20 protein-coding genes are annotated in these 20568 nt (G+C 29.7%); 10 read left to right on the forward strand and 10 right to left on the reverse strand.

The genetic code is table 11. From position 1 onward, the window contains the following. Positions 1-190: 190 nt before the first annotated feature. Positions 191-1468 (reverse strand): fumarylacetoacetase, encoded by a 1278-nt coding sequence (gene fahA, locus DUT90_RS07325; RefSeq protein ID WP_114426867.1) that lies wholly within the window; start codon positions 1466-1468, stop codon positions 191-193. Between the two features lie 196 nt (positions 1469-1664). On the opposite strand from fahA, the gene glyA reads away from it, so the two are divergent. After that, the gene (gene glyA, locus DUT90_RS07330; protein WP_114426512.1) at positions 1665-2939 is read left to right on the forward strand and encodes a serine hydroxymethyltransferase; all 1275 of its coding nucleotides are present in this window, start codon (positions 1665-1667) and stop codon (positions 2937-2939) included. An 86-nt stretch (positions 2940-3025) separates the two neighbouring features. Then, the gene (locus tag DUT90_RS07335) at positions 3026-4276 is read left to right on the forward strand and encodes a sodium:proton antiporter (protein ID WP_114426513.1); all 1251 of its coding nucleotides are present in this window, start codon (positions 3026-3028) and stop codon (positions 4274-4276) included. 33 nt (positions 4277-4309) lie between these two features. Here DUT90_RS07335 and DUT90_RS07340 read toward each other — a convergent pair whose 3' ends face one another. The 3 genes from DUT90_RS07340 to rmuC form a co-directional block, all read right to left on the reverse strand. Further along, positions 4310-4495: a CsbD family protein gene (locus tag DUT90_RS07340; RefSeq protein WP_114426514.1), complete on the reverse strand. Its 186-nt coding sequence runs from the start codon at positions 4493-4495 to the stop codon at positions 4310-4312. 32 nt (positions 4496-4527) lie between these two features. Next, entirely contained in the window at positions 4528-4767 is a 240-nt protein-coding gene (locus DUT90_RS07345; protein ID WP_114426515.1) for a hypothetical protein, read from the reverse strand. A 171-nt stretch (positions 4768-4938) separates the two neighbouring features. Next, positions 4939-6261 (reverse strand): DNA recombination protein RmuC, encoded by a 1323-nt coding sequence (rmuC, locus tag DUT90_RS07350; RefSeq protein WP_114426516.1) that lies wholly within the window; start codon positions 6259-6261, stop codon positions 4939-4941. An 89-nt stretch (positions 6262-6350) separates the two neighbouring features. On the opposite strand from rmuC, the gene DUT90_RS07355 reads away from it, so the two are divergent. Then, positions 6351-6890: a 1-acyl-sn-glycerol-3-phosphate acyltransferase gene (locus DUT90_RS07355; RefSeq protein ID WP_114426517.1), complete on the forward strand. Its 540-nt coding sequence runs from the start codon at positions 6351-6353 to the stop codon at positions 6888-6890. 146 nt (positions 6891-7036) lie between these two features. Here DUT90_RS07355 and pepT read toward each other — a convergent pair whose 3' ends face one another. Genes pepT through DUT90_RS07370 form a run of 3 tightly spaced genes read right to left on the reverse strand, consistent with a single transcriptional unit; the run spans position 7037 to position 9878 of the window. Then, positions 7037-8278, reverse strand: coding sequence for a peptidase T (gene pepT, locus DUT90_RS07360; protein WP_114426518.1), 1242 nt, complete (start codon positions 8276-8278; stop codon positions 7037-7039). Next, positions 8278-8832 carry a hypothetical protein gene (locus DUT90_RS07365; protein WP_114426519.1) on the reverse strand — a complete coding sequence of 185 codons (555 nt, stop codon included), beginning with the start codon at positions 8830-8832 and terminating at the stop codon, positions 8278-8280. The genes pepT and DUT90_RS07365 overlap by 1 nt, the downstream gene beginning before the upstream one ends. Then, a complete protein-coding gene (locus DUT90_RS07370; RefSeq protein ID WP_114426520.1) occupies positions 8832-9878 on the reverse strand; it encodes an oxidoreductase in 1047 nt (348 codons plus the stop codon). The genes DUT90_RS07365 and DUT90_RS07370 overlap by 1 nt, the downstream gene beginning before the upstream one ends. A 46-nt stretch (positions 9879-9924) precedes the next feature. Here DUT90_RS07370 and DUT90_RS07375 point away from each other — a divergent pair, with 46 nt between their 5' ends. After that, positions 9925-10899 (forward strand): patatin family protein, encoded by a 975-nt coding sequence (locus DUT90_RS07375; protein WP_114426521.1) that lies wholly within the window; start codon positions 9925-9927, stop codon positions 10897-10899. A gap of 123 nt (positions 10900-11022) precedes the next feature. Next, on the forward strand, positions 11023-11928 hold the full coding sequence (locus DUT90_RS07380; protein WP_114426522.1) for a DUF72 domain-containing protein: 906 nt from the start codon (positions 11023-11025) through the stop codon (positions 11926-11928). On the opposite strand, the gene DUT90_RS07385 is transcribed toward DUT90_RS07380, so the two are convergent. Beyond that, a complete protein-coding gene (locus DUT90_RS07385; protein ID WP_114426523.1) occupies positions 11920-13452 on the reverse strand; it encodes a S41 family peptidase in 1533 nt (510 codons plus the stop codon). The two genes, DUT90_RS07380 and DUT90_RS07385, sit on opposite strands and share 9 nt — an antisense overlap. Positions 13453-13466: 14 nt before the next feature. Continuing rightward, the gene (locus DUT90_RS07390) at positions 13467-14909 is read right to left on the reverse strand and encodes a hypothetical protein (RefSeq protein WP_114426524.1); all 1443 of its coding nucleotides are present in this window, start codon (positions 14907-14909) and stop codon (positions 13467-13469) included. Positions 14910-15075: 166 nt separating this feature from the next. Between DUT90_RS07390 and DUT90_RS07395 the strand changes: the two genes are divergently transcribed. The 5 genes from DUT90_RS07395 (at position 15076) to DUT90_RS07415 (ending at position 19687) form a co-directional block, all read left to right on the forward strand. Continuing rightward, positions 15076-15585 (forward strand): RNA polymerase sigma factor, encoded by a 510-nt coding sequence (locus tag DUT90_RS07395; RefSeq protein ID WP_114426525.1) that lies wholly within the window; start codon positions 15076-15078, stop codon positions 15583-15585. Further along, positions 15572-16006, forward strand: a complete 435-nt coding sequence (locus DUT90_RS07400; RefSeq protein ID WP_114426526.1) for a hypothetical protein — start codon at positions 15572-15574, stop codon at positions 16004-16006. Before DUT90_RS07395 ends, DUT90_RS07400 begins: the two co-directional genes overlap by 14 nt. Positions 16007-16045: 39 nt before the next feature. Next, the gene (locus DUT90_RS07405) at positions 16046-16555 is read left to right on the forward strand and encodes a DUF4252 domain-containing protein (RefSeq protein ID WP_114426527.1); all 510 of its coding nucleotides are present in this window, start codon (positions 16046-16048) and stop codon (positions 16553-16555) included. A 3-nt stretch (positions 16556-16558) separates the two neighbouring features. After that, positions 16559-17101 carry a DUF4252 domain-containing protein gene (locus DUT90_RS07410; protein ID WP_114426528.1) on the forward strand — a complete coding sequence of 181 codons (543 nt, stop codon included), beginning with the start codon at positions 16559-16561 and terminating at the stop codon, positions 17099-17101. A 144-nt stretch (positions 17102-17245) separates the two neighbouring features. Continuing rightward, a complete protein-coding gene (locus tag DUT90_RS07415) occupies positions 17246-19687 on the forward strand; it encodes a M1 family metallopeptidase (RefSeq protein WP_114426529.1) in 2442 nt (813 codons plus the stop codon). Positions 19688-20112: 425 nt separating this feature from the next. Here the strand turns inward: DUT90_RS07415 and DUT90_RS07420 are convergent, their stop codons facing one another. Beyond that, positions 20113-20475 carry a helix-turn-helix domain-containing protein gene (locus DUT90_RS07420; RefSeq protein ID WP_114426530.1) on the reverse strand — a complete coding sequence of 121 codons (363 nt, stop codon included), beginning with the start codon at positions 20473-20475 and terminating at the stop codon, positions 20113-20115. Between the last annotated feature and the right edge of the window lie 93 nt (positions 20476-20568).

Genomic DNA, 20568 nt, shown 5'->3' on the forward strand with positions numbered 1-20568 from the left:
GATATATTTGTTTAAATTTATTTATGCTAAATTCAAAAAAATGTCACAAAAATTTTAAGGTGAAATACTGTTTATTAATGAGGAAAATTCCTTATATTTTTATATTATTTTAAAAAAGAATGATAAATATTAAATTGTTGGTATAAAAAACCTCAATAGAATCTTGAGGTTTTTTTTAAAATTATATATTCTATTTCGCAGGCAATATTTTACCTACACATTCTCCAAAGCCAATACGTACTTTATCATTTTTACAATGTGCACGCATAACTACAGTATCATTATCGTTAATAAACTTTCGTTTGGTTCCATCGCTCATCATGATTGGGTTTTGTCCTTTCCATGTCAATTCTAACATAGAGCCAAAACTATCTTTTGTTGGTCCAGAAATAGTTCCAGACCCCATCATATCTCCAGCTTCAACAGGACAACCATTTACAGTGTGATGTGCTAATTGTTGCATCATTGTCCAATACATATATTTAAAGTTAGAATTGGCTACAACAGTTTCTTTTGCATTTTCAGGTTTAATGGCAACTTGTAAATGAATATCATAACTTCCTTTCCCTTCTTGTTTTAAATAGGGTAACGGTTCGTGTTCTTGTTTTGGGTTGTCTACTCTAAAAGGCTCTAAAGCATCTAAAGTAACAATCCAAGGAGAAATCGTTGAGGCAAAATTCTTACCTAAAAATGGTCCTAAAGGAACGTATTCCCAAGCTTGTATGTCTCTTGCAGACCAATCATTTAATTGTACCAAACCAAATATATACTCTTCTGTTTCTTCTATAGGAATTCTTTCTCCTAAAACATTTGCATCTGTTGTAATAAATGCCATTTCCAATTCAAAATCTAATAATTTGCTTGGTCCAAAACCAGGGCTATTACTTCCTTCTTCAGGTTTTGTTTGTCCATAAGGTCTTCTAATTGGAGTACCAGAAGGAATAATAGAAGAACTTCTACCATGATAACCTACGGGTATGTGCAACCAATTTGGCAATAAAGCGTTTTTTGGATCTCTAAATAAAGACCCTACGTTTGTAGCATGTTCTTTACTAGCGTAAAAATCTGTATAATCTCCTACAGCAACGGGCAATAACATTTCAATTTCATCCATCCTAAAAATAATCTTATCTTTATGAGCTGCATTATCTCGTAAACTTCCATTTTTCACATCAAAAACTTCAGCAATTCTATTACGAACCAAGCGCCATGTTTTGCGTCCGTCTGCAATAAAATCATTCAAATTATCCTGCAAAAAAATGTCATCTGTTAACGGAATACCCTCAAAATAGCCCAACTGATGAAAAGCACCTAAATCTATGGCATAGTCTCCAATTCTGCTTCCAATAGTAATAATATCATCCCTAGTAATAAACACACCAAAAGGAATGTTTTGGATTGGAAAATCTGAGTTTTCATCCACTTTTAACCAAGATTTACGGTTAGGATTATTTGCTGTTATTTTCATTTTATTGAATTTTATTTTTATCAAACCTACATATTTTTTTTTCATTTAAAGATAAAAAATAAGTGAAAACAGTAATTTTAACAGATGTTTAATTTGGATTGTTTTTAGATAGTAGCTTTTTAAAAATATCTACAAAACTTGTTTTTTTACACCTTAGTTTTTTGTTATTTTTGTACTTTTATAAAACACAACAATAATGCAACTTGACAATCAAATTTTTGACTTAATAGAGGAAGAAAAAGAAAGACAACTAAATGGTCTAGAATTAATTGCTTCTGAGAACTTTGTAAGTGATCAGGTAATGAGAGCACAAGGCTCTATTTTAACCAATAAATATGCTGAAGGTTATCCTGGTAAAAGATACTATGGAGGATGTGAAGTGGTAGATATTGTTGAGCAAATTGCTATAGATAGAGCTAAAGAGTTATTTGGTGCAGCATATGTAAACGTTCAACCGCACTCTGGCTCTCAAGCAAATACAGCTGTTTTTGCAGCTTGTTTAAAACCTGGTGATAAAATTTTAGGTTTCGATTTATCTCATGGAGGACACTTAACACATGGATCTCCTGTTAATTTTTCAGGTAAATTATACAACCCTGTCTTTTACGGTGTAGAAAAAGAAACTGGAATTTTAAATTATGATAAAATTCAAGAAATAGCAACTGCAGAAAAACCTCAATTAATTATTGCTGGTGCATCTGCTTACTCTAGAGACATCGATTTTGAGCGTTTTAGAGTCATAGCCGATAGTGTTGGCGCTATTTTAATGGCGGATATTTCTCATCCTTCTGGTATGATTGCTAAAGGTATTTTAAATGATCCTTTACCACACTGTCATATTGTAACCACTACAACACATAAAACATTACGTGGTCCTAGAGGTGGTTTGATAATGATGGGAGAAGATTTTGACAATCCTTTTGGAGAAACACTAAAGAGTGGTAAACCAAAAAAAATGTCTATGTTGTTAAATTCAGCAGTTTTTCCAGGTAATCAAGGAGGTCCTTTAGAGCACGTTATTGCAGCAAAGGCTATTGCTTTTGGAGAAGCTTTGACTGATGAGTTTCTACAATATCAAATTCAAGTAAAAAAGAATGCCGCTAAAATGGCAGAGGAGTTTGTAGACAAAGGTTATAACTTAATTTCTGGCGGAACAGACAACCACTGTATGCTAATTGATTTACGTAACAAAGACATTTCTGGAAAAGATGCAGAAATTGCATTGGGTAAAGCAGATATTACTGTAAACAAAAACATGGTTCCTTTTGATGATAAATCTCCTTTTGTAACTTCTGGAATTCGTGTTGGTACTGCAGCAATTACTACTCGTGGTTTAAAAGAAGAAGATATGGTACAAGTTGTTAATTTTATTGATGAAGCTATTAAAAATGCAGAAAATGAAGAAGCATTGCATGAAATAGCAGAAAGAGTATCTGAAATGATGAGTGCAAGAAGATTGTTTGTAATGTAAATTATAAACTTCTAAAAAATATAGTTAAAAAGCATCAAGTTATCTTGATGCTTTTTTTATCTTTAAAATTCAATTAACATACTATAATGGATACTTACGTTATTGCTACAATTCTAATTTTTTTAGCTGCCATTTTTGGGTACATCAATATAAAGTTTTTAAAAATGCCTAATACTATAGGTTTAATGATTATTACGATCATTTTTACATTAGGTGTTTTACTACTAAGTTATGTTGACCCAACTTTACTAAATCTAGAAAAATCTATTATCGCTAATATTGATTTTAAAACCTTGCTTTTAGATGAAATGCTTAGTTTTTTACTTTTTGCAGGCGCATTACACACAAATTTTGAGCAGTTAAAAATTCAACGATGGCCAATTTTGTTATTCTCTACACTAGGTGTGTTAACATCTACGTTTTTAGTAGGAGGTATGATGTTTTTTATATTACAACTTTTTAATTTTACTATAGACTTTATTTACTGTTTGTTATTTGGAGCGTTAATTTCTCCTACAGATCCTATAGCAGTACTAGGAATTTTAAAAAAAGCTGGTGTGCCTAAAAAGTTAGAAACAAAAATTGTAGGAGAATCTTTATTTAACGATGGAGTAGGAGTTGTGGTATTTTTAACTATTTTTCAAATAGCAAAGTCTGGTGTTTCAAATACAAGCGTGCTAGATGTAATACAACTTTTTGGTCAAGAAGTTTTTGGGGGAATTGTATTAGGACTTGTTTTGGGCTGGATTTCATATCGATTAATGAAATCTATAAACGATTATGATATTGAAGTAATCATTACTTTGGCTGCTGTTATGGGGGGGACTGTAATAGCCCAAAAACTACATTTGTCTGCACCTTTAGCCATGGTAACAGCAGGTTTAATTATTGGAAATGATCGTGTCAGGGCTTCATCTATGTCTGAAATAACGGAAAGATATGTTGATAAATTTTGGGAATTGTTAGACATACTATTGAATGCAATTTTGTTTGTATTGATAGGTATGGAAATGCTAATTTTAGTTTTAGATGGCAAATACATTTTGGCTGGTTGTCTTGCCATACCAATCGTATTGGTTTGCAGGTATATTTCTTTGTTTTTACCGATTCATCTTTTTAAAGAAAAATTAGAATTTGTACCTAAAACTAATTTAATTATGACTTGGGGAGGTTTACGAGGTGGAATTTCTATTGCCTTAGCTTTAAGTTTAACATCAGAAATGAACAGAGATTTAATTTTGGTAATTACCTATGTTGTCGTTGTTTTCTCTATTATTGTACAAGGGTTAACAGTTGGTAATTTAGTACATAAATATAAAGAAAAAACGCATCAATAATTTGATGCGTTTTGTGTAATTTAAGTTTCTGTATTACCAATTTTTTATTTTGTTTGCAATTTCATCTTTGGTTTTACCATATTTTTCTTGCATTTCTCCTATAAACTGATCTACTTTTCCTCTTTGTTCTATAGAGTCGTCATTAGTAGCATCTCCATATCGTTCTTTGAATTCTCCTTTAATCTGTTTCCAAATTCCTTCTTTAGTGTCTGTATTCATAATTTTCGTTTTTTTAATTAATATATCTTTATTTATTTTTCCTCATTCTGAATTTTATCTGCAATTTTTTTATTTGAATTATCAGTAGCAGAATGAACTTGCTTTTGCAGTTCTTCTTTATCTACACCATTCATTCTATTTTTGTTAGCATCGTTGTCTTTGTAACCTTCCTTTACGGTTCCTTTTAAAGGATGTAAATTCCAATCTTGCTTATCTTCAGCATTTCCTTTGGTCACATTTTCTGCACTGTCTCTCTGTGTATTCTTAGCCATGTTTGTTTTTTATTATGTTATATATAGCTACGCATACATTCATTTATAATAATAGTATGGCAGATAGAAAAGATTTTCTATAAATATATATAACTTGTTCTACGACAAAGGTATGCGTAAGACAGAGTTGTCTTTAGCAATATCAAAGTAAATATTAACTCAAAAGATATGTCAATCTTGATCTTTTGCTCTTTCTAAGATTTTTTCAGGAAGGGCTTTTTTAGCTTTTGCCCCCATTTTTTTTAGTTTTTCTACACTCGTAATTAAGTTTCCTCTACCTTCAAATAATTTATTCATAGCAGCATTATAATCTGCTTTAGAGGCATCAATTTTTTTACCAACACCAATTAAATCTTTTAAAAGACCATCAAACTTATCATATAATGCACCAGCTTGTCTAGCTATTTCTAAAGCATTACGTTGTTGCTTTTCGTTATTCCACATAGAATCTATGGTACGTAAAGTTGCTAATAGGGTAGAAGGAGTTACAATAACAATATTTTTTTCAAAAGCTTTGTTGTAAAGATTATTATCAAAATTTAATGCCACTGCAAAGGCAGGTTCTATAGGAATAAATAAAAGCACAAAATCTGGAGATTCTATTTTATAAATATCTTCATATTTCTTTTCTGACAATTGTATTACATGCCTGTTTAAAGAAGCTACATGTTCTTTTAAAAATTGTGTTTGTAAAGTTTCGTCTTCTTCATTGATATACTGTTCGTATGCAGTTAGTGAAACTTTAGAATCTACAATCATTTTTTTATTATCTGGCAAATGAATGACAACGTCTGGTAGTATACGTTTACCTTCATCATTAGTAAAGCTTTGCTGTACATAATACTCTCTATCTTTCTCTAAACCAGATTTTTCTAAAACTCTTTCTAAAACTAATTCACCCCAGTTACCCTGTAGTTTATTATCACCCTTCAACGCTTTGGTAAGGTTTAGGGTTTCTTTACTCATTTGTTGGTTGAGTTCTTTTAATCCTAAAATTTGCTGACGTAAAGCGGCATGATAATCAATACTTTCTTTGTGTGTTTTATCTACTTTATCTTCAAAAACCTTTATTTTTTCTTGTAGCGGATTTAAAATAGTTTTTAAATTTTCTTTATTTTGTTGGGTAAATTTTGTCGATTTTTCATCTAAAATCTTATTGGCTAGATTTTCAAACTCTTTTGTAAATTTATCTTGAAGTTTTTCTACTTCCTCTTTATTATCATTTAATTTTTGTTGTAAATTTTTAAGTTCAGCTTCTTGCCTTGTGTTTATAGTTATCAGTTGTTCTTTCTGTTGCTGATTGTTTTTGAGTTCTTTTTGCAATTCAATTGCATTATTCTCTAAAACTGCTTTAGATTGTTGCAATAATACTGTACGCTCTTCTAAAGTAGCTTTTTCTTTTTCTGCAGAAAGTTTGCTTACTAATTTACCAACAAACAATCCTATAGCACCAAAAATTATAGCAATTATAAAGTATGTAATCAATTCTGTCATTATATCATTTTAAGTGTTTAAATTTATCACTTTAAAATACAACATAAAACCTTATTACATGGATTTTGTGAACAATTATCAATTTAAAAATGAAACGTATCTCAAAATTCATATTGCACACCATTTTAGGTTGGAAAATTGAAAATAATTTTCCTAAACACCTTAAAAAATATGTTGTTATTGCTGCTCCACATACAAGTTGGATGGATTTTCCTATAGCAATTTTAGTCAGGTTGAGTTTAGAAACTATGATTCATTTTATAGGAAAGGCAAGTTTATTTAAAAGCCCTTTTGGTTTTATTTTTAGAAAATTAGGAGGAACCCCTGTAGATAGATCTCAAAGCAATAATGTAGTTGAAGTAATTATAAAACTCTTTGAAACTAGAGAGGAGTTTAGATTAGCACTTTCACCAGAAGGAACTCGAAAAAAAGTAGCACAGTGGAAAACTGGATTTTATTATATAGCAAAAGGCGCAAATGTACCCATATTGATGGTTTCTTTAGATTTTGAAAACAAGAAAGTTAGTATTTCTGAACCATACTATATTACTTCTAATAAAGAGAATGATTTTAGAGTATTTCAAGATTTTTTTAAAGGTATAAAAGGTAAAAATCCTGAATTATTTTAACATTTTATAGTAATAATAAAATAAATTTTATTACGTTTGTAATGTAAACATTATTTTTTAATGAAGATTAGGGGCTTTATTATTAATGAGTTTATTAAAATAGCATAAGCTATGATAGTCAGTCTCCAGTTTACTGGAGACTTTTTTTATGCGTAGTTTTTAGACACTTTTTCTGCTATCCCTATAATTACTTCCGTTGCTTTTATCATAGACTCTACAGGTACGTACTCAAAACGACCATGAAAATTATGACCTCCTGCAAATATATTAGGACAAGGTAATCCTTTAAATGATAATTGAGAACCATCTGTTCCTCCTCTAATAGGTTTTATTAACGGGGTAATTCCTTTCTCATTCATAACTTCTTCTACAAGATCTACAATATGCATTACTGGTGTAATTTTCTCTTTCATATTAAAGTATTGATCCTTAATTTCTACACTAATAATTTCATTTTCTATAGATTTATTAAAATCAAACGCTATTTTTTGCATTAGATATTTGCGTTTTTCAAATATGTCAAAATCATGATCTCTAATAATATAATCTAATACTGTTTCTTCTACATTCCCTGAGATATTATGTAAATGAAAAAAACCTTCATAACCTTCTGTTTTTTCTGGTGTTTCCTCAGCAGGAAGAGCAGCTATATAATCGTTGGCAATTAACATAGCATTAATCATTTTTCCTTTAGCATAACCAGGGTGTACAATTTTACCTTTAATGGTAACTTTAGCACTTGCAGCATTAAAGTTTTCATATTCTAATTCCCCTATTTGGCTACCATCCATAGTATAAGCCCAAGCTGCACCAAACTTTTCTACATCAAATAAATGTGCACCTTTACCAACTTCTTCATCAGGAGTAAAACAAATTCTTATTTTTCCGTGTTTAATTTCAGGGTGTTTTATAAGATGCTCCATTGCAGTTACAATTTCTGTTATTCCTGCTTTATCATCAGCACCTAAAAGAGTGGTGCCATCTGTTGTTATTAATGTTTGACCTTTGTATTGCACTAAGTCTTCAAAATAATCTGGAGATAAAATAATATTTTTTTCTTTATTTAAAATAATATCATTTCCTTGATAATTTTCTATAATTTGAGGTTTTACATCTTTACCTGTAAAATCAGGACTGGTATCTATATGCGCCACAAAACCAATAATTGGTACCTCATAGGCTACATTACTAGGTAAAGTTGCCATGATGTAACAGTTATCATCTAAATCTATATCTTGCATACCTATTTCTTGTAACTCTTTAACTAAAATCTTAGCTAAATTCCATTGTTTTTCTGTACTTGGAAATGCAGGGTTATTAGGGTCTGATTCTGTATCTATAGTTACGTATTTTATAAATCTGTTTGTAATATGTTGTTTATCAATCATTACTGATGTGTTTTTATGTTTTCTATAATTTGTAATGCTTTACAAAGTCTTTCTTCAACTAAAGAATCTCCGTAGACTTCTGCTTTTGCTAATATAAAATTTGTGTTATTAAGTTTTATATATACTAGCATTTTTTGATACATTACATTAGATTTTTTTCCTTTATATAATGACAAATACGAAGGCTTATCAATCAATTTAAGTTCTTTAGATTTTATTTGCACCAGTTTCTTGCTCAAATTTTCTTGTTCTATTTTTAGTTTAAACAAATCATTAAATTGGATGTTATTTTTAATATAGCTAACATCAATCAGGTAGGTTTCTGTAAGTTGTTTTGTAGTATCTGCAGAAAATATTGAAGATTGGTAAACGTCTTCATATAAGTTTGTTTTCCAAGTATTAGGTAAAGTAATAGAAAAAACATTTCTTACATCATAAATAGTCTCTAAATCATTAATTATAGATGGTTTACAGTTAAATTCTTTACTTAATTCAGACTGTTTAACACAAGATAAAAACAATAATATGCTAGATAGTAGGTAAATTTTACGCATTATTTTAAAACCATTTTACCAATTTTCTCATTTCCTGCTAACCAAGCTGTATTTTTATCTACAAATTGAATTGTATAATAGTCATCTGTAGCCACTTCTTTCCAAGTTTTTCCTGCATCATTAGAAAATGAAACCCCTGTTTTACCAACAGCAAAAATTTCTTGTCCATCTGTATTAGGTACATATTGTACACAACTCTTATAATTAGGCTCTTGTTGGTTAGCAACTAATAACCATGTTTTTCCTCCATCATTAGTAATGGCTTTATTTGCTTTATTTTCTAGAGGTTTTGAATAATCTCCACCAATTGCAATTCCGTTATTTATATTAGCAAAGTCTATAGAATAAATACCTTGGGGGCCATTACCTTGAATAATAGGTGTTGTAAAAACTTGCCATGTGTTTCCGTAATCTGTAGATTTTAAAATACGTGCTTTGTTTCCGCCAGAAGCAATCCAAACAGTATTGTCTATAATTTTGATGTTGGTATTACTTGCAGCAAAAAAAGCTTCACCTTCTTCAAATTTTGGTAAATTTTTACAAGAAAGCTTTTTCCATGAAGTACCACCATTATTGGTTACTATAATGGAAGGACAGTCTTCTGTGGGGTCTCCAACTGCAATACCATGAATATTATCATCATAAAATTGTATGGCATCATAAAAAACTTTCTTATTTTCTTCTTTATAAACCAATGTATACTTACCATTAGTTATCTTGTATAATAAGGCAGGATTTGCAATACTCATTGCAAAAATAGCCTTACCATTAGAGGCTATACTTCTAAAATTTGGTACTATACTATCTTGAAATTTAATAGGTATTTCAGAAAACTTTGGTGATTTTTTAGTATTTAAAAAACCAAGAACTCCATTAGACCCTGCATAGATAACTTTATCTTTGTCAACCACATGAATAGCACGAATGCTAACACTGTCTAATTGAAACTTTTGAATAGTAACCTTATCAATTTTTCTTGGTAGATTTTTTCTTTTACAAGTAATAAAAGACAGGAAAACAAAAATAAAGGTGATTATTCTTTTCATTTTTGATATTTTTATACGACTAAAGTAAACAAATCATTTGTAGATTATGAAAAAAGCGTTGGTAATTTCTGGTGGAGGAAGCAAAGGGGCATTTGCTGGTGGAGTTGCAGAATACTTAATGAAAAAAGAACAAAAAAAATACGATTTGTTTTTAGGAACTTCTACCGGAAGTTTAATGGTATCTCATTTAGCATTAGATATGCTAGATGAATTGAAAGATTTATATACCAATGTAAATCAAAAAACAATTTTCAGCAATAATCCCTTTAAAATAAGACACGTTGCAGGAGAAAAAGTAGTTAGTATAAGACACTTAAATACACTTTGGAATTTTTTAAACGGACGAAAAACTTTTGGGGAAAGTAAAAACCTACAAAGTTTAATAAAACGAAAAATTACCAAAGAAATGTACAAAGAAATTTGTGCAAATGATAAAGAAATTGTGGTAACAGTTTCTAACTTAACTTCTAACCAAATAGAATACAAATCTAATAAAGAAAATAATTATGAAGATTTTTGTGACTGGATTTGGGGCTCATGCAACTACGTACCTTTTATGAGTTTGTTAGAAAAAAACAAACAACAATATGCAGATGGTGGTTTTGGGTCTTTGGTACCCATTAGAGAAGCCATACTTAGAGGGGCTACAGAGATTGACGCAATTATTCTAGAAACAGAAGTTACACAGTTTAACAGATTGCCTGCTAAAAATCCGTTTTCGTTACTATTTGACGTCTTTAACTTTATGTTAACTCATGTAGAAAGACACAATATAACTATTGGTAAACTGGCTGCATCTAACAAAGACATCAAACTAAACTTATATTATACACCTACTGTTTTAACCACAAATTCTTTGGTGTTTGACAAACATCTTATGAGAAAATGGTGGAAATCTGGCTACAAATATGCCAAATCTAAGCAAGAACAATTGATGAGTGAATTTAGACCAGATGTATTAACGGACCAAGAGATAGAAAATGGTGTAGAAGATATAGAGGACTTAAAATTAAAATCTTAATGAAGCTATTTCCTGCTTTCCATTATATCTTTTTTTTTACAAAAAAAGGATGCCATTCCAATCAGGGCTAAACTTGTTTGCCTGCAGTATTACATCATAAAAAATAACTTTCAATTTTTATATATGAAATTCGGAAAAGTAGACAACCCAGAACAAATTGACTTTACATTACCTAAAACACATAAAGATACTCTTACGTTGTTGAACAATTTTAAGGCAACAAAAAAACCATCTATTTATGTAGGATGTGCAAAATGGAATAGAGCAGATTTAAAGGGGTTTTATCCTAGAGGTACAAAAGATGAATTGGCCTATTATGCAAAACAATTTAACAGTATAGAACTTAATGCAACTTTTTACAGAAATTTTCCGGCAGAACAATTTGAAAAATGGCGTTTAAAAACACCAGAAAACTTTAAGTTTTTTCCAAAACTAGGGCAAGAAATTAGTCATTGGAAAAGACTAAACGGAGTAGAGGATGTTGTAAATTCTTATTTGTACAACTTTAGCAATCTTCAACAAAAATTAGGAACTATATTTTTACAATTGCATGCCAATTTTGGTCCTAAAAATTTTGAAAAACTACAAAATTTTGTAGAAAGTTGGCCAAAAGAAACACCACTTGCTGTAGAAGTTAGACATAAAGATTGGTTTGCAGATGCAGCTATTACAGAAGATTTTTGTCAATTACTTGAAGAAAATAATATTGCTAATGTTTTAGTAGATACTGCAGGTAGAAGAGATATGATGCATATGAGACTAACCAATAACGAAGCGTTTGTTAGATATGTAGGAGCTAATCATCCTACAGATTATAATAGATTAGAAAACTGGATACACAAACTAAAAGAATGGATTGATGCGGGTTTACAAAATGTACATTTTTTTATACATCAAAACATAGAAAAAGAATCACCATTATTAGCAACACATTTTATCAAAAAATTAAATTCTGAGTTTAATCTAGACTTAACGTTACCCAATAACAGTGATTCTTCTTTGCAATCTAATCAAATAGATTTATTTTAATTGTAAGTCTCCAAGGTCTATGTACATATTGTCTTTCATAGGTTTAGCTATGGCAGAATTGTACAGTTCTTTTAAACGAATGTTATTTTTAGTTTCAATATTTCCTTTTGCACTATTTGTTATCAAATTAACTGTAGCATTCAGTAGGGGATCAGATGTACTACCCAATTGCCCTAAATTTCCAAAATCTTCGGTAATTTCTACGCCCGGAATATCTACAACAGGTGTATATCCATCAATATCATTTTCATTGTTTTTATTTACGATTTCTAAAACAAGAGGTTGCATTGCATAGGCATGTTTTGTATTTAACCTGTTACCGTTTCTTTGTAAATCTTCAGAATCATATAACGTAATAGATCCAACTTGTTTACCTACGGTAGTTGTACCTACAATACTAACATCTATATATGCGTTTAGAGCATTTATAACTAGTTCAGATGCAGATGCAGTATTATCTGAAACAATAAAATATACTTTTTCTAAATTTAAACTGTTTATACTTTCATCTACAATTACATTTCCATCACCGTCGGTATTTCTAATTCTATCTGTAAAATTATCAATAAATGACTCTGCACTAAATTCTGCAGTTACCTTAGAATTCCATCTTTGTCTAGAATATACTTGACCGTTAAATTGACCTGTAATCATACTACCCAAATAAACTGCAGATCTTACAGAACCACCACCATTGTACCTTAAATCTACAATTAATTCATTTACATTATCTGCTTTAAATTTTGCAAATGCTGCGTTCATTTGACTATCAAAACTAGCTGAAAATTGATTGTACATTAAATATCCAATTTTTTTACCACCTTCATTTAATGTTTCTGCTACAGCTACCGGATTTTCTTGTAATTCTGTTTTTGTTAAATTTATAGAATTACCGTTACTAGTAGGGTTACCTCGATTGTAATCTGCCAAACCAATAGTATAAGAAGTTGCAGAACCAAACAATAAGTCTCTAAAATTTGTAGTTGTAATGTTTGTACCATTAACGGTATTAAAATACATACCTCTACTAACTCCGTTTTCTGCTGCACTAGAATTTGCTACTACATAGCGTACATATCCAAAAACATTATTACTTCCATCTCTATTTTGCACCAAACCAAATTCCATACCATTGCTTGTGGAGATTCCTTGAAACGAATTTTCTAAGGCAACAAAATCGTCTACAATCCATGAGAAACGGTCTATATCTCCTTTCCTGTATAACAAACCATCAAATGTTTGTTCTGGGCTATTATATTTTCTAAAAAATCTATATAAATCTGTTAAATTGATAGTATTTTCATCAACTCTAAATTTATCATCAGATAAATCTGGTACATCCTCTTGCCATAAATAAAATGTATTTAAACCTCTCCAAATAAAGAAGTTTATTTCATCATCTATAGTAGCTACAAAGCCCTCTTCAACTTCTTCAATAATATCTTCAGTTTCTTTGCTACCACAAGAGTAAAAAGTTGCTACAGCTAAAAATAATAGTAACGTTGTTTTAAAAAAATGTTTCATAATTTATTAATATATTATAATGTATTAGGTAAATTTTGTTCTATAAACATCACTGAGTTTGCTCCTAAAGACCTAGAGTTAAAAATATGCTCATAATCATCAGAATTACAATTTGAATTTGTTGTATTTCCAATAGAAATAAATTCTAAAATACGATTTAAAATTGGATCTGACGATTCTCCCAAATCTCCTAAATTTAAAATATCTTCATTATTACATAAATCTAATGTAGGTGCAAATCCCCTACTATAACCTAGGTCGTTTGTGTTCAAAAAAGTTAACACTACGGGTTGTAAAGCAAATGTATGGGTGTCATTTCTGAATGCAAAATCATAATCTACAGAGTTGTATAATGTTATAGATCCTGTATTATTTCCCTCTGTTTGATTCCCTATAATATGAACATTAAGATGAGGATTTAGACTATTAATGAGCAATTCAATAGCAGAAGAGCCTGAAAAATTAGTATTATTTAAAACAATATAAATATCTGTTAATGCAACGCTATTTAAAGGAGTTGTAACATTTAAATTTTCAGGAAATTTAGTTACTAAAGAGTCAGGTTGATTTATTTCAAACCAAGGTTGTGCTTTGGTATTCCACTGTTCTTTAATAAAGGTCTCTTCTGAAGATTTACCTGTAAACATCGTTCCTAATTTTGCAATATTTCTAGCAAAAGTTCCACCACTAGCGCTATATCTTAGATCTAAAACTAATTTGGTGATTGCTTGATTATCAAAATTTAAAATAGTTTGATTGATATCATTAAGGTATACCTTTGAAAATTCGTTATTAAACATCAAATATCCAATATCTTCTGAACCTTGAGTAATAATTTTTTCCATGAATATAGATGGTGCAATCAAAGTTTGGTTTGCAATTGTAAGAGAGCTACCTGTAGGCCTAACTAAAGTACCATCAAAATCTACCATTGTCAGTTCAAATTCAGAGTCTGTATTAGTAATTAACAATTCTTCAAAATTGGTTCTCATTAATTGAGTCCCATTAACAGCATTAAAAAAATCACCTCTTTGTAAACCACTTGCTTCAGCATCAGAACCAGGTAAGGTATAAAGTACATAACAAATTACATTATCTGTTGTACCTGGTTCTATTATAGCTCCAAATTGAAAGCCTTTTTCCATTAATAACTCAGGTTCGCCTAAGATGGTGTAATCTTCAATTAATCTAGATTTATTATCATCAGAGATTAGCAAATTGTCAAATAAATCAAATGGATTAGAGAATGTCCTTAGGTAACTATTTAACTCCTGATCAGAACTAAAGCGTCTATCAGATAAATCTTCTATTTGATTTTGATACAAATAATAAGCATTCATACCTTTCCAAACAAAATCTTTTACTATTACATCATCAGGAATTTCAAAAGCTTTTTCACAACTATTAAAAATGAATATAGTTGTTACACAATAAAGGATATAAAAGTTTTTTTTCATTGTATTTTGTCTAATAATACGCCAATTCAAACGCAATATAAATAGAATTAGTATTAAATTTTAAGTTTCTTGTAACAAATTAAATTGTTGCTCGTCGTAAAGATGTAAACCCGATAAAATTTAACTAAATTTATTTAATCTTTACATCAATAATTAAGCCAAAACAATGAATCAATCAGACTTTTTAAAAGTTGTTTTACCATTTAAAGATAAAGTCTTTCGTTTAGCAAAAAGACTCTTAGTTTCTACAGAAGAAGCAGAAGATGCCACACAAGAGTTGTACTTTAAATTATGGAGAAGCAAAGAAAAAATAGCTGATTATAAAAATGTAGAGGCATTTGCAATGACTATGACAAAAAACTATTGCTACGATCGTTTAAAAAGTAAACAAGCAAGTAATTTAACATTGGTTCATAGCAATTATAAAGAAAAAGAAACCTCTTTAGATAAAAAAGTAGAACATAGAGATAGTGTAAACCAAGTACACCAATTGATAGAAAACTTACCAGAAAGCCAAAAAATAATTATTCAATTAAGAGATATTGAACAGTATGATTTGGATGAAATTTGTAAAATGGTAGATATGAAACCGACTGCAGTAAGAGTAGCATTATCTAGAGCAAGAAAGACAATACGAGAAGAACTTATAAAAAAACATAACTATGGAGTTAGCTAACATAGAAAAATTAGTAGAAAAATATTTAAACGCAGAAACTTCTTTGCAAGAAGAAGCAACCTTAAAAAACTATTTTACAGGAGGTAATGTGGCACCACACTTGCAAGAATACAAGTATATGTTTACATATTTTAAAAGTACAAAACAAGAAACATATACAAAAACCATTAGGTTAGCACCTAAGAAATCTAATCGTAGAAACTTTAAATGGTTATCTGTAGCAGCGTCTTTAGTACTTCTATTTAGTGTATTTGTTGGAAAACAACAATATAATAAACAACAAGAAAGAAAAGAAGCAGAAAGAATTTATGCTCAAGTAAGTAAAGGCTTAGGGTTATTGTCTTCAAACCTTAGAAAAGGAGAAAATGCAGTAGCACAATTGTATACTTACGAAAACACGGTAAATAAGATATTAAAATAAACCAAGTAAAATTAGTAAAACCAAGTAAACACAGAAATTATGAAAAAAATAGCAATTTTAATAGCGTTAGTGGTTGTCCCGATGATAACCAACGCACAGTCTTTTTTTGATGATTTAGAAGATATGGATGGGGTAGATGTGGTAGTTGTTACCAAAGATGCCTTTGAGATGTTGTCTAAATTTAAAAACATAAAGGTAGAAGGAAATGAAACTATGGAAGTTTTTCAGATGATTCAAGATTTAAATGAATTAAAAGTTTTTTCTACTGATAATAGTACAATCGCAGACAAAATGGATGGTATGGTTAAAAATTTAATCAAACAGAAAAATTTAACAGAATTAATGCGTGTAAAAGACGATGATTCTCGAGTTAAAATCTACGTAAAATCTACAAGTAACAAAGATTATGTTAGTGAGGTTTTAATGTTTGTAAAAGGTATTAATAAAAAAACTAAAGAAAATGTAGACTCCGTAATTGTCTCTTTAACAGGTAATATAGATATTAATAAAATGTCTAAGATTGCAGACACATTCACTAAAGAAAAATAACAGATGAAAAACACTATAAAAATAGTTGCTTTACTACTATTAACCGTAACGATAACTTCGTGTAAAAACAAAAAATCATTACAAAGCTATTTAGTAGAAAGTCAAGAAAAGAAAGGATTTATCTCTCTAGATATACCCACCAGTTTTTTACAGTTAAAATCTGATGATGTTTCTAATGAAATAAAAGAAACCTTAGAAAGCATTAGAAAGATAAACGTTGTTGCTTTACCTATAAAAGGAAATGAAGAGGCCTACTTAGCTGAAAAAAGTCAATTGAAAACTATCTTTAAAGACAATAAAGATTACAAAAGTTTAATGACTATGAGAGCTAAAGGGGTGAATGTGAATTTGTACTATACAGGAGATACAGAGGCTATTGATGAAATTATAGCTTTTGGTTATGGTAAACAAGCAGGTGTAGGAGTTGCAAGATTGTTGGGAGACAATATGAATCCTGCAAAAATCATGGAAATGATGAATAATATAAAAGTAGATGGTGATCAACTAAACTTATCGCAATTTAGCGCCATTTTTAAAGAAAAATAATATTTATTTTTAGTAGTTAGTAAAAGCTGTAATTTTTATTGAAATTGCAGCTTTTTTATTTTTGGTATGTTTTTTGGATTTAACTGCTCATTAACAGCATCATCATGTAATTTTGTTATTTTTGATGCTCGATAAAAACGATATATGAGATTCTTACAATTATTCTTTTTTTTAATTTTTAGTATCAGTTTTTCTGTTTTTTCTCAAAATTCAAATACATACAGAGCAGAAAGAGAAAAAATACACAATTTACTACATACAAAATTAAAAGTCGATTTTAACTTTGCAGAAGAAACCATGAATGGTGAAGCTTGGGTAACTGTTACACCTCATTTTTATGCTACAAAAATATTAGAATTAGATGCCAAATCGATGTTGATTCATGAAGTTACAATGAATCAAAATAAATTAGATTATAATTACGACGATTTTGTACTCACCATAAATTTACCAAAAGAATACAAACGAGGAGAAGAGTTTACCATTTATATAAAATATACAGCAAGACCAAATAAAGTAAAAGACAATGGAAGTTTAGCCATTACAGATGCTAAGGGTTTGTACTTTATCAATCCTAAAGGAATAGATAAAAATAAGCCAACCCAAATATGGACACAAGGAGAAACCCAAGCCAATAGCGCTTGGTTTCCTACATTAGATGCACCCAATCAAAAAACAACTCAAGAAATCTACATTACAGTTCCAGATAAATTTGTGACGCTTTCTAACGGAACATTAGTTAGTCAAACTAAAAAAGGACTAAATAGAACAGATTATTGGAAAATGGATCAAAAACATGCTCCATACTTAGTTTTTATGGGAGTTGGAGAGTTTCAAATTATAAAAGACAATTACAAAAATATTCCTATAGAATATTATGTAGAACCAAAATATGCCCAATATGCTAAAAATATTTTTGGAGATACACCAGAAATGATGGATTTCTTTTCTAATCTTTTAGGAGTAGAGTATCCTTGGAGTAAATACAGTCAAATGGTAGTTAGAGATTATGTTTCTGGAGCTATGGAAAACACAACTGCTGTAATTCATTCTGAAAAAGCATACCAAAATCCAGGGCAATTGATTGATGAAAACGTGCAAGAAAACACCATTGCTCATGAGTTGTTTCATCATTGGTTTGGTAATTTAGTGACCACAGAAAGTTGGGCTAACTTAACGTTAAATGAATCTTTTGCCAATTATAGTGAGTATTTATGGCAAGAACACAAGCATGGTAAGCTAGAAGCTAACATGCACATGTATGAGAATATTGAAAATTATAAAAACGGACAAAGCGCAGATAAAAGTTTGGTTCGTTTTGATTATGCCGATAAAGAAGATATGTTTGATTTGGTGAGCTACAATAAAGGTGGAGCCATATTACACATGTTAAGGAATTATTTGGGAGACAAAGCTTTTTTTGAAGGATTAAAAACATATCTTACAAGATATCAATACAAAACTGCAGAAGTACATCAATTACGATTAATTTTTGAAGAAATTACAGGTAAAGATCTAAACTGGTTTTTTAACCAATGGTTTTACAATGCCGGACATCCAGATATTACTATTTCTTATGATTACAATACTATTCAGAAAAAAGTAACGGTTAATATCTTACAAATACAAGCTAACGAATTTCAATTTCCGTTTACGCTTGATATTTTTGAAGAAGGAAAACGTACAAGACATCAAGTTTTTGTAGAGGGTAGAGATGCTTCTTTTACATTTCCATATTCAAAACTTCCAGATTTTATCCAAGTTAACGCAGATGCTGTTTTATTGGCCAATATTAACACCAATAAAGTTTTAAGTGATTATATTTTTCAATTAAAAAATGCTGTAGCATACAAGCATAGAAGAGAGGCTTTACTAGAAATTGTAAAAAAACAAGATGACAAAAATGCCTTTAATGCTGTTGCAAGTGCTTTGCAAGATACCTCTTATAAAATTAGAATTTTAGCATTACAAAATATAGATTTGATAAATAAATTTTCTAAAAAATCTACTATTCAAAAAATTATGCAAATTGCAAATAATGACAGTAAAACCATGGTTCAAGCTGCAGCTATTGAAACTTTAGGAAAATTAACAGACCCTGAGTTAGCACCCATTTTTGCAAAAGCATTAGAAAGTAAATCGTACTCTGTCTTAGGTAAAGCATTGGTTGCAATGTATTATGTAGACAAGCAACGGGCTATTCAAAAATCTAAAGAATTGCCAGATGAGGTACGTCAAATCTTAGCTACTCCATTAACTCGAATTTTTATTGAAGAAAACAATATAGAAGAGTTACCTTTTATAGCAAAAAGCGTATTATCGGGCATGTATTTAATTGGAGACGATAATACAAAAGCGATTTATCAAAAAGCTTACAATTTAATTGCTAAAAGTGATAATACTGAAGCCATACAAAACATAGTAGATGATATGGTTGAAAAAGGAAAACAGTTTAAAGGTTTTAATTTTGATAAAGTAATGATTAACCTGATGCGTTCAATGATAAAAACTCAGGAAAAAAAGAACAAGCCGATTAATATTAGAAATATAGCTATAATAAAAGAAGGTATGGCTAAGTTGTTATAAGAACGAACCTTTTGTTAGTTCTAATTTAAAATGACTTGTGCATCTTCGAAAAAAATTAAATGCAATTTTTAGTTCGAGTGATTTTGAGGTACGAAAAGTTGCATAGAGAACTATCTTAAAAGTAAAAATTCTTTTTGTCGTTACATATTTTATTTCTTTCTTTCAATAATTTACTCTAATCGACAGAATTTTATCAATGCACAACACATTAAAATAGTATTAAAATATCAATTTTTCTTATTTGATTCCTGAAAAATGTATCGAAAACTACTTTTAAAGCCTAACTTTTTTGAAGTTAAATACAAATTTTACCATCATCATTCGTAAAAAACTCATCTCGTTTGCAAAATTTTGTAAAAAGATTTAATTATAACGTTTTAAACTTGTTTATATAGGGATTTAAAACCCAAAGTTTATATCTTAATCTATTTCATATACTCATCAAAAGTACCATCATCATAAAAAACTACAATTCGTTGTATTTTCTTAGCAACTGTAGTATTGTTGCTATCATTTTTAAATAAGGATGGAGTAGAAGTTGGTTTTATTTGTGCATTTAGTTTTTTAGGGTAGTTTCCTTTCCCATTCAACAGCCAATACATATCTACATCTTGAAACGCCTCAGTTACCTTTAATACAAAATCTAAACTTGGTTTATTTCGTCCAGAAAGCACATGAGAAATACTAGAACGCTGTACCCCAATTTTATCTGCAAACATAGAAGCTGATAATTGATGGATTTCCATTACTTTTTTAAGACGTATTGTAAATTCAGGTATGTTTACCATTGTAACTTTTAAACTTTATACAAATGTAATCAAACTGAATTTTACATCAAAACACAATCTAATAATATTTTAAAAATATAAATTTTAAATTAA

The sequence above is a fragment of the Polaribacter sp. WD7 genome (genome assembly GCF_003335085.1).
Taxonomy (GTDB): Bacteria; Bacteroidota; Bacteroidia; order Flavobacteriales; family Flavobacteriaceae; genus Polaribacter.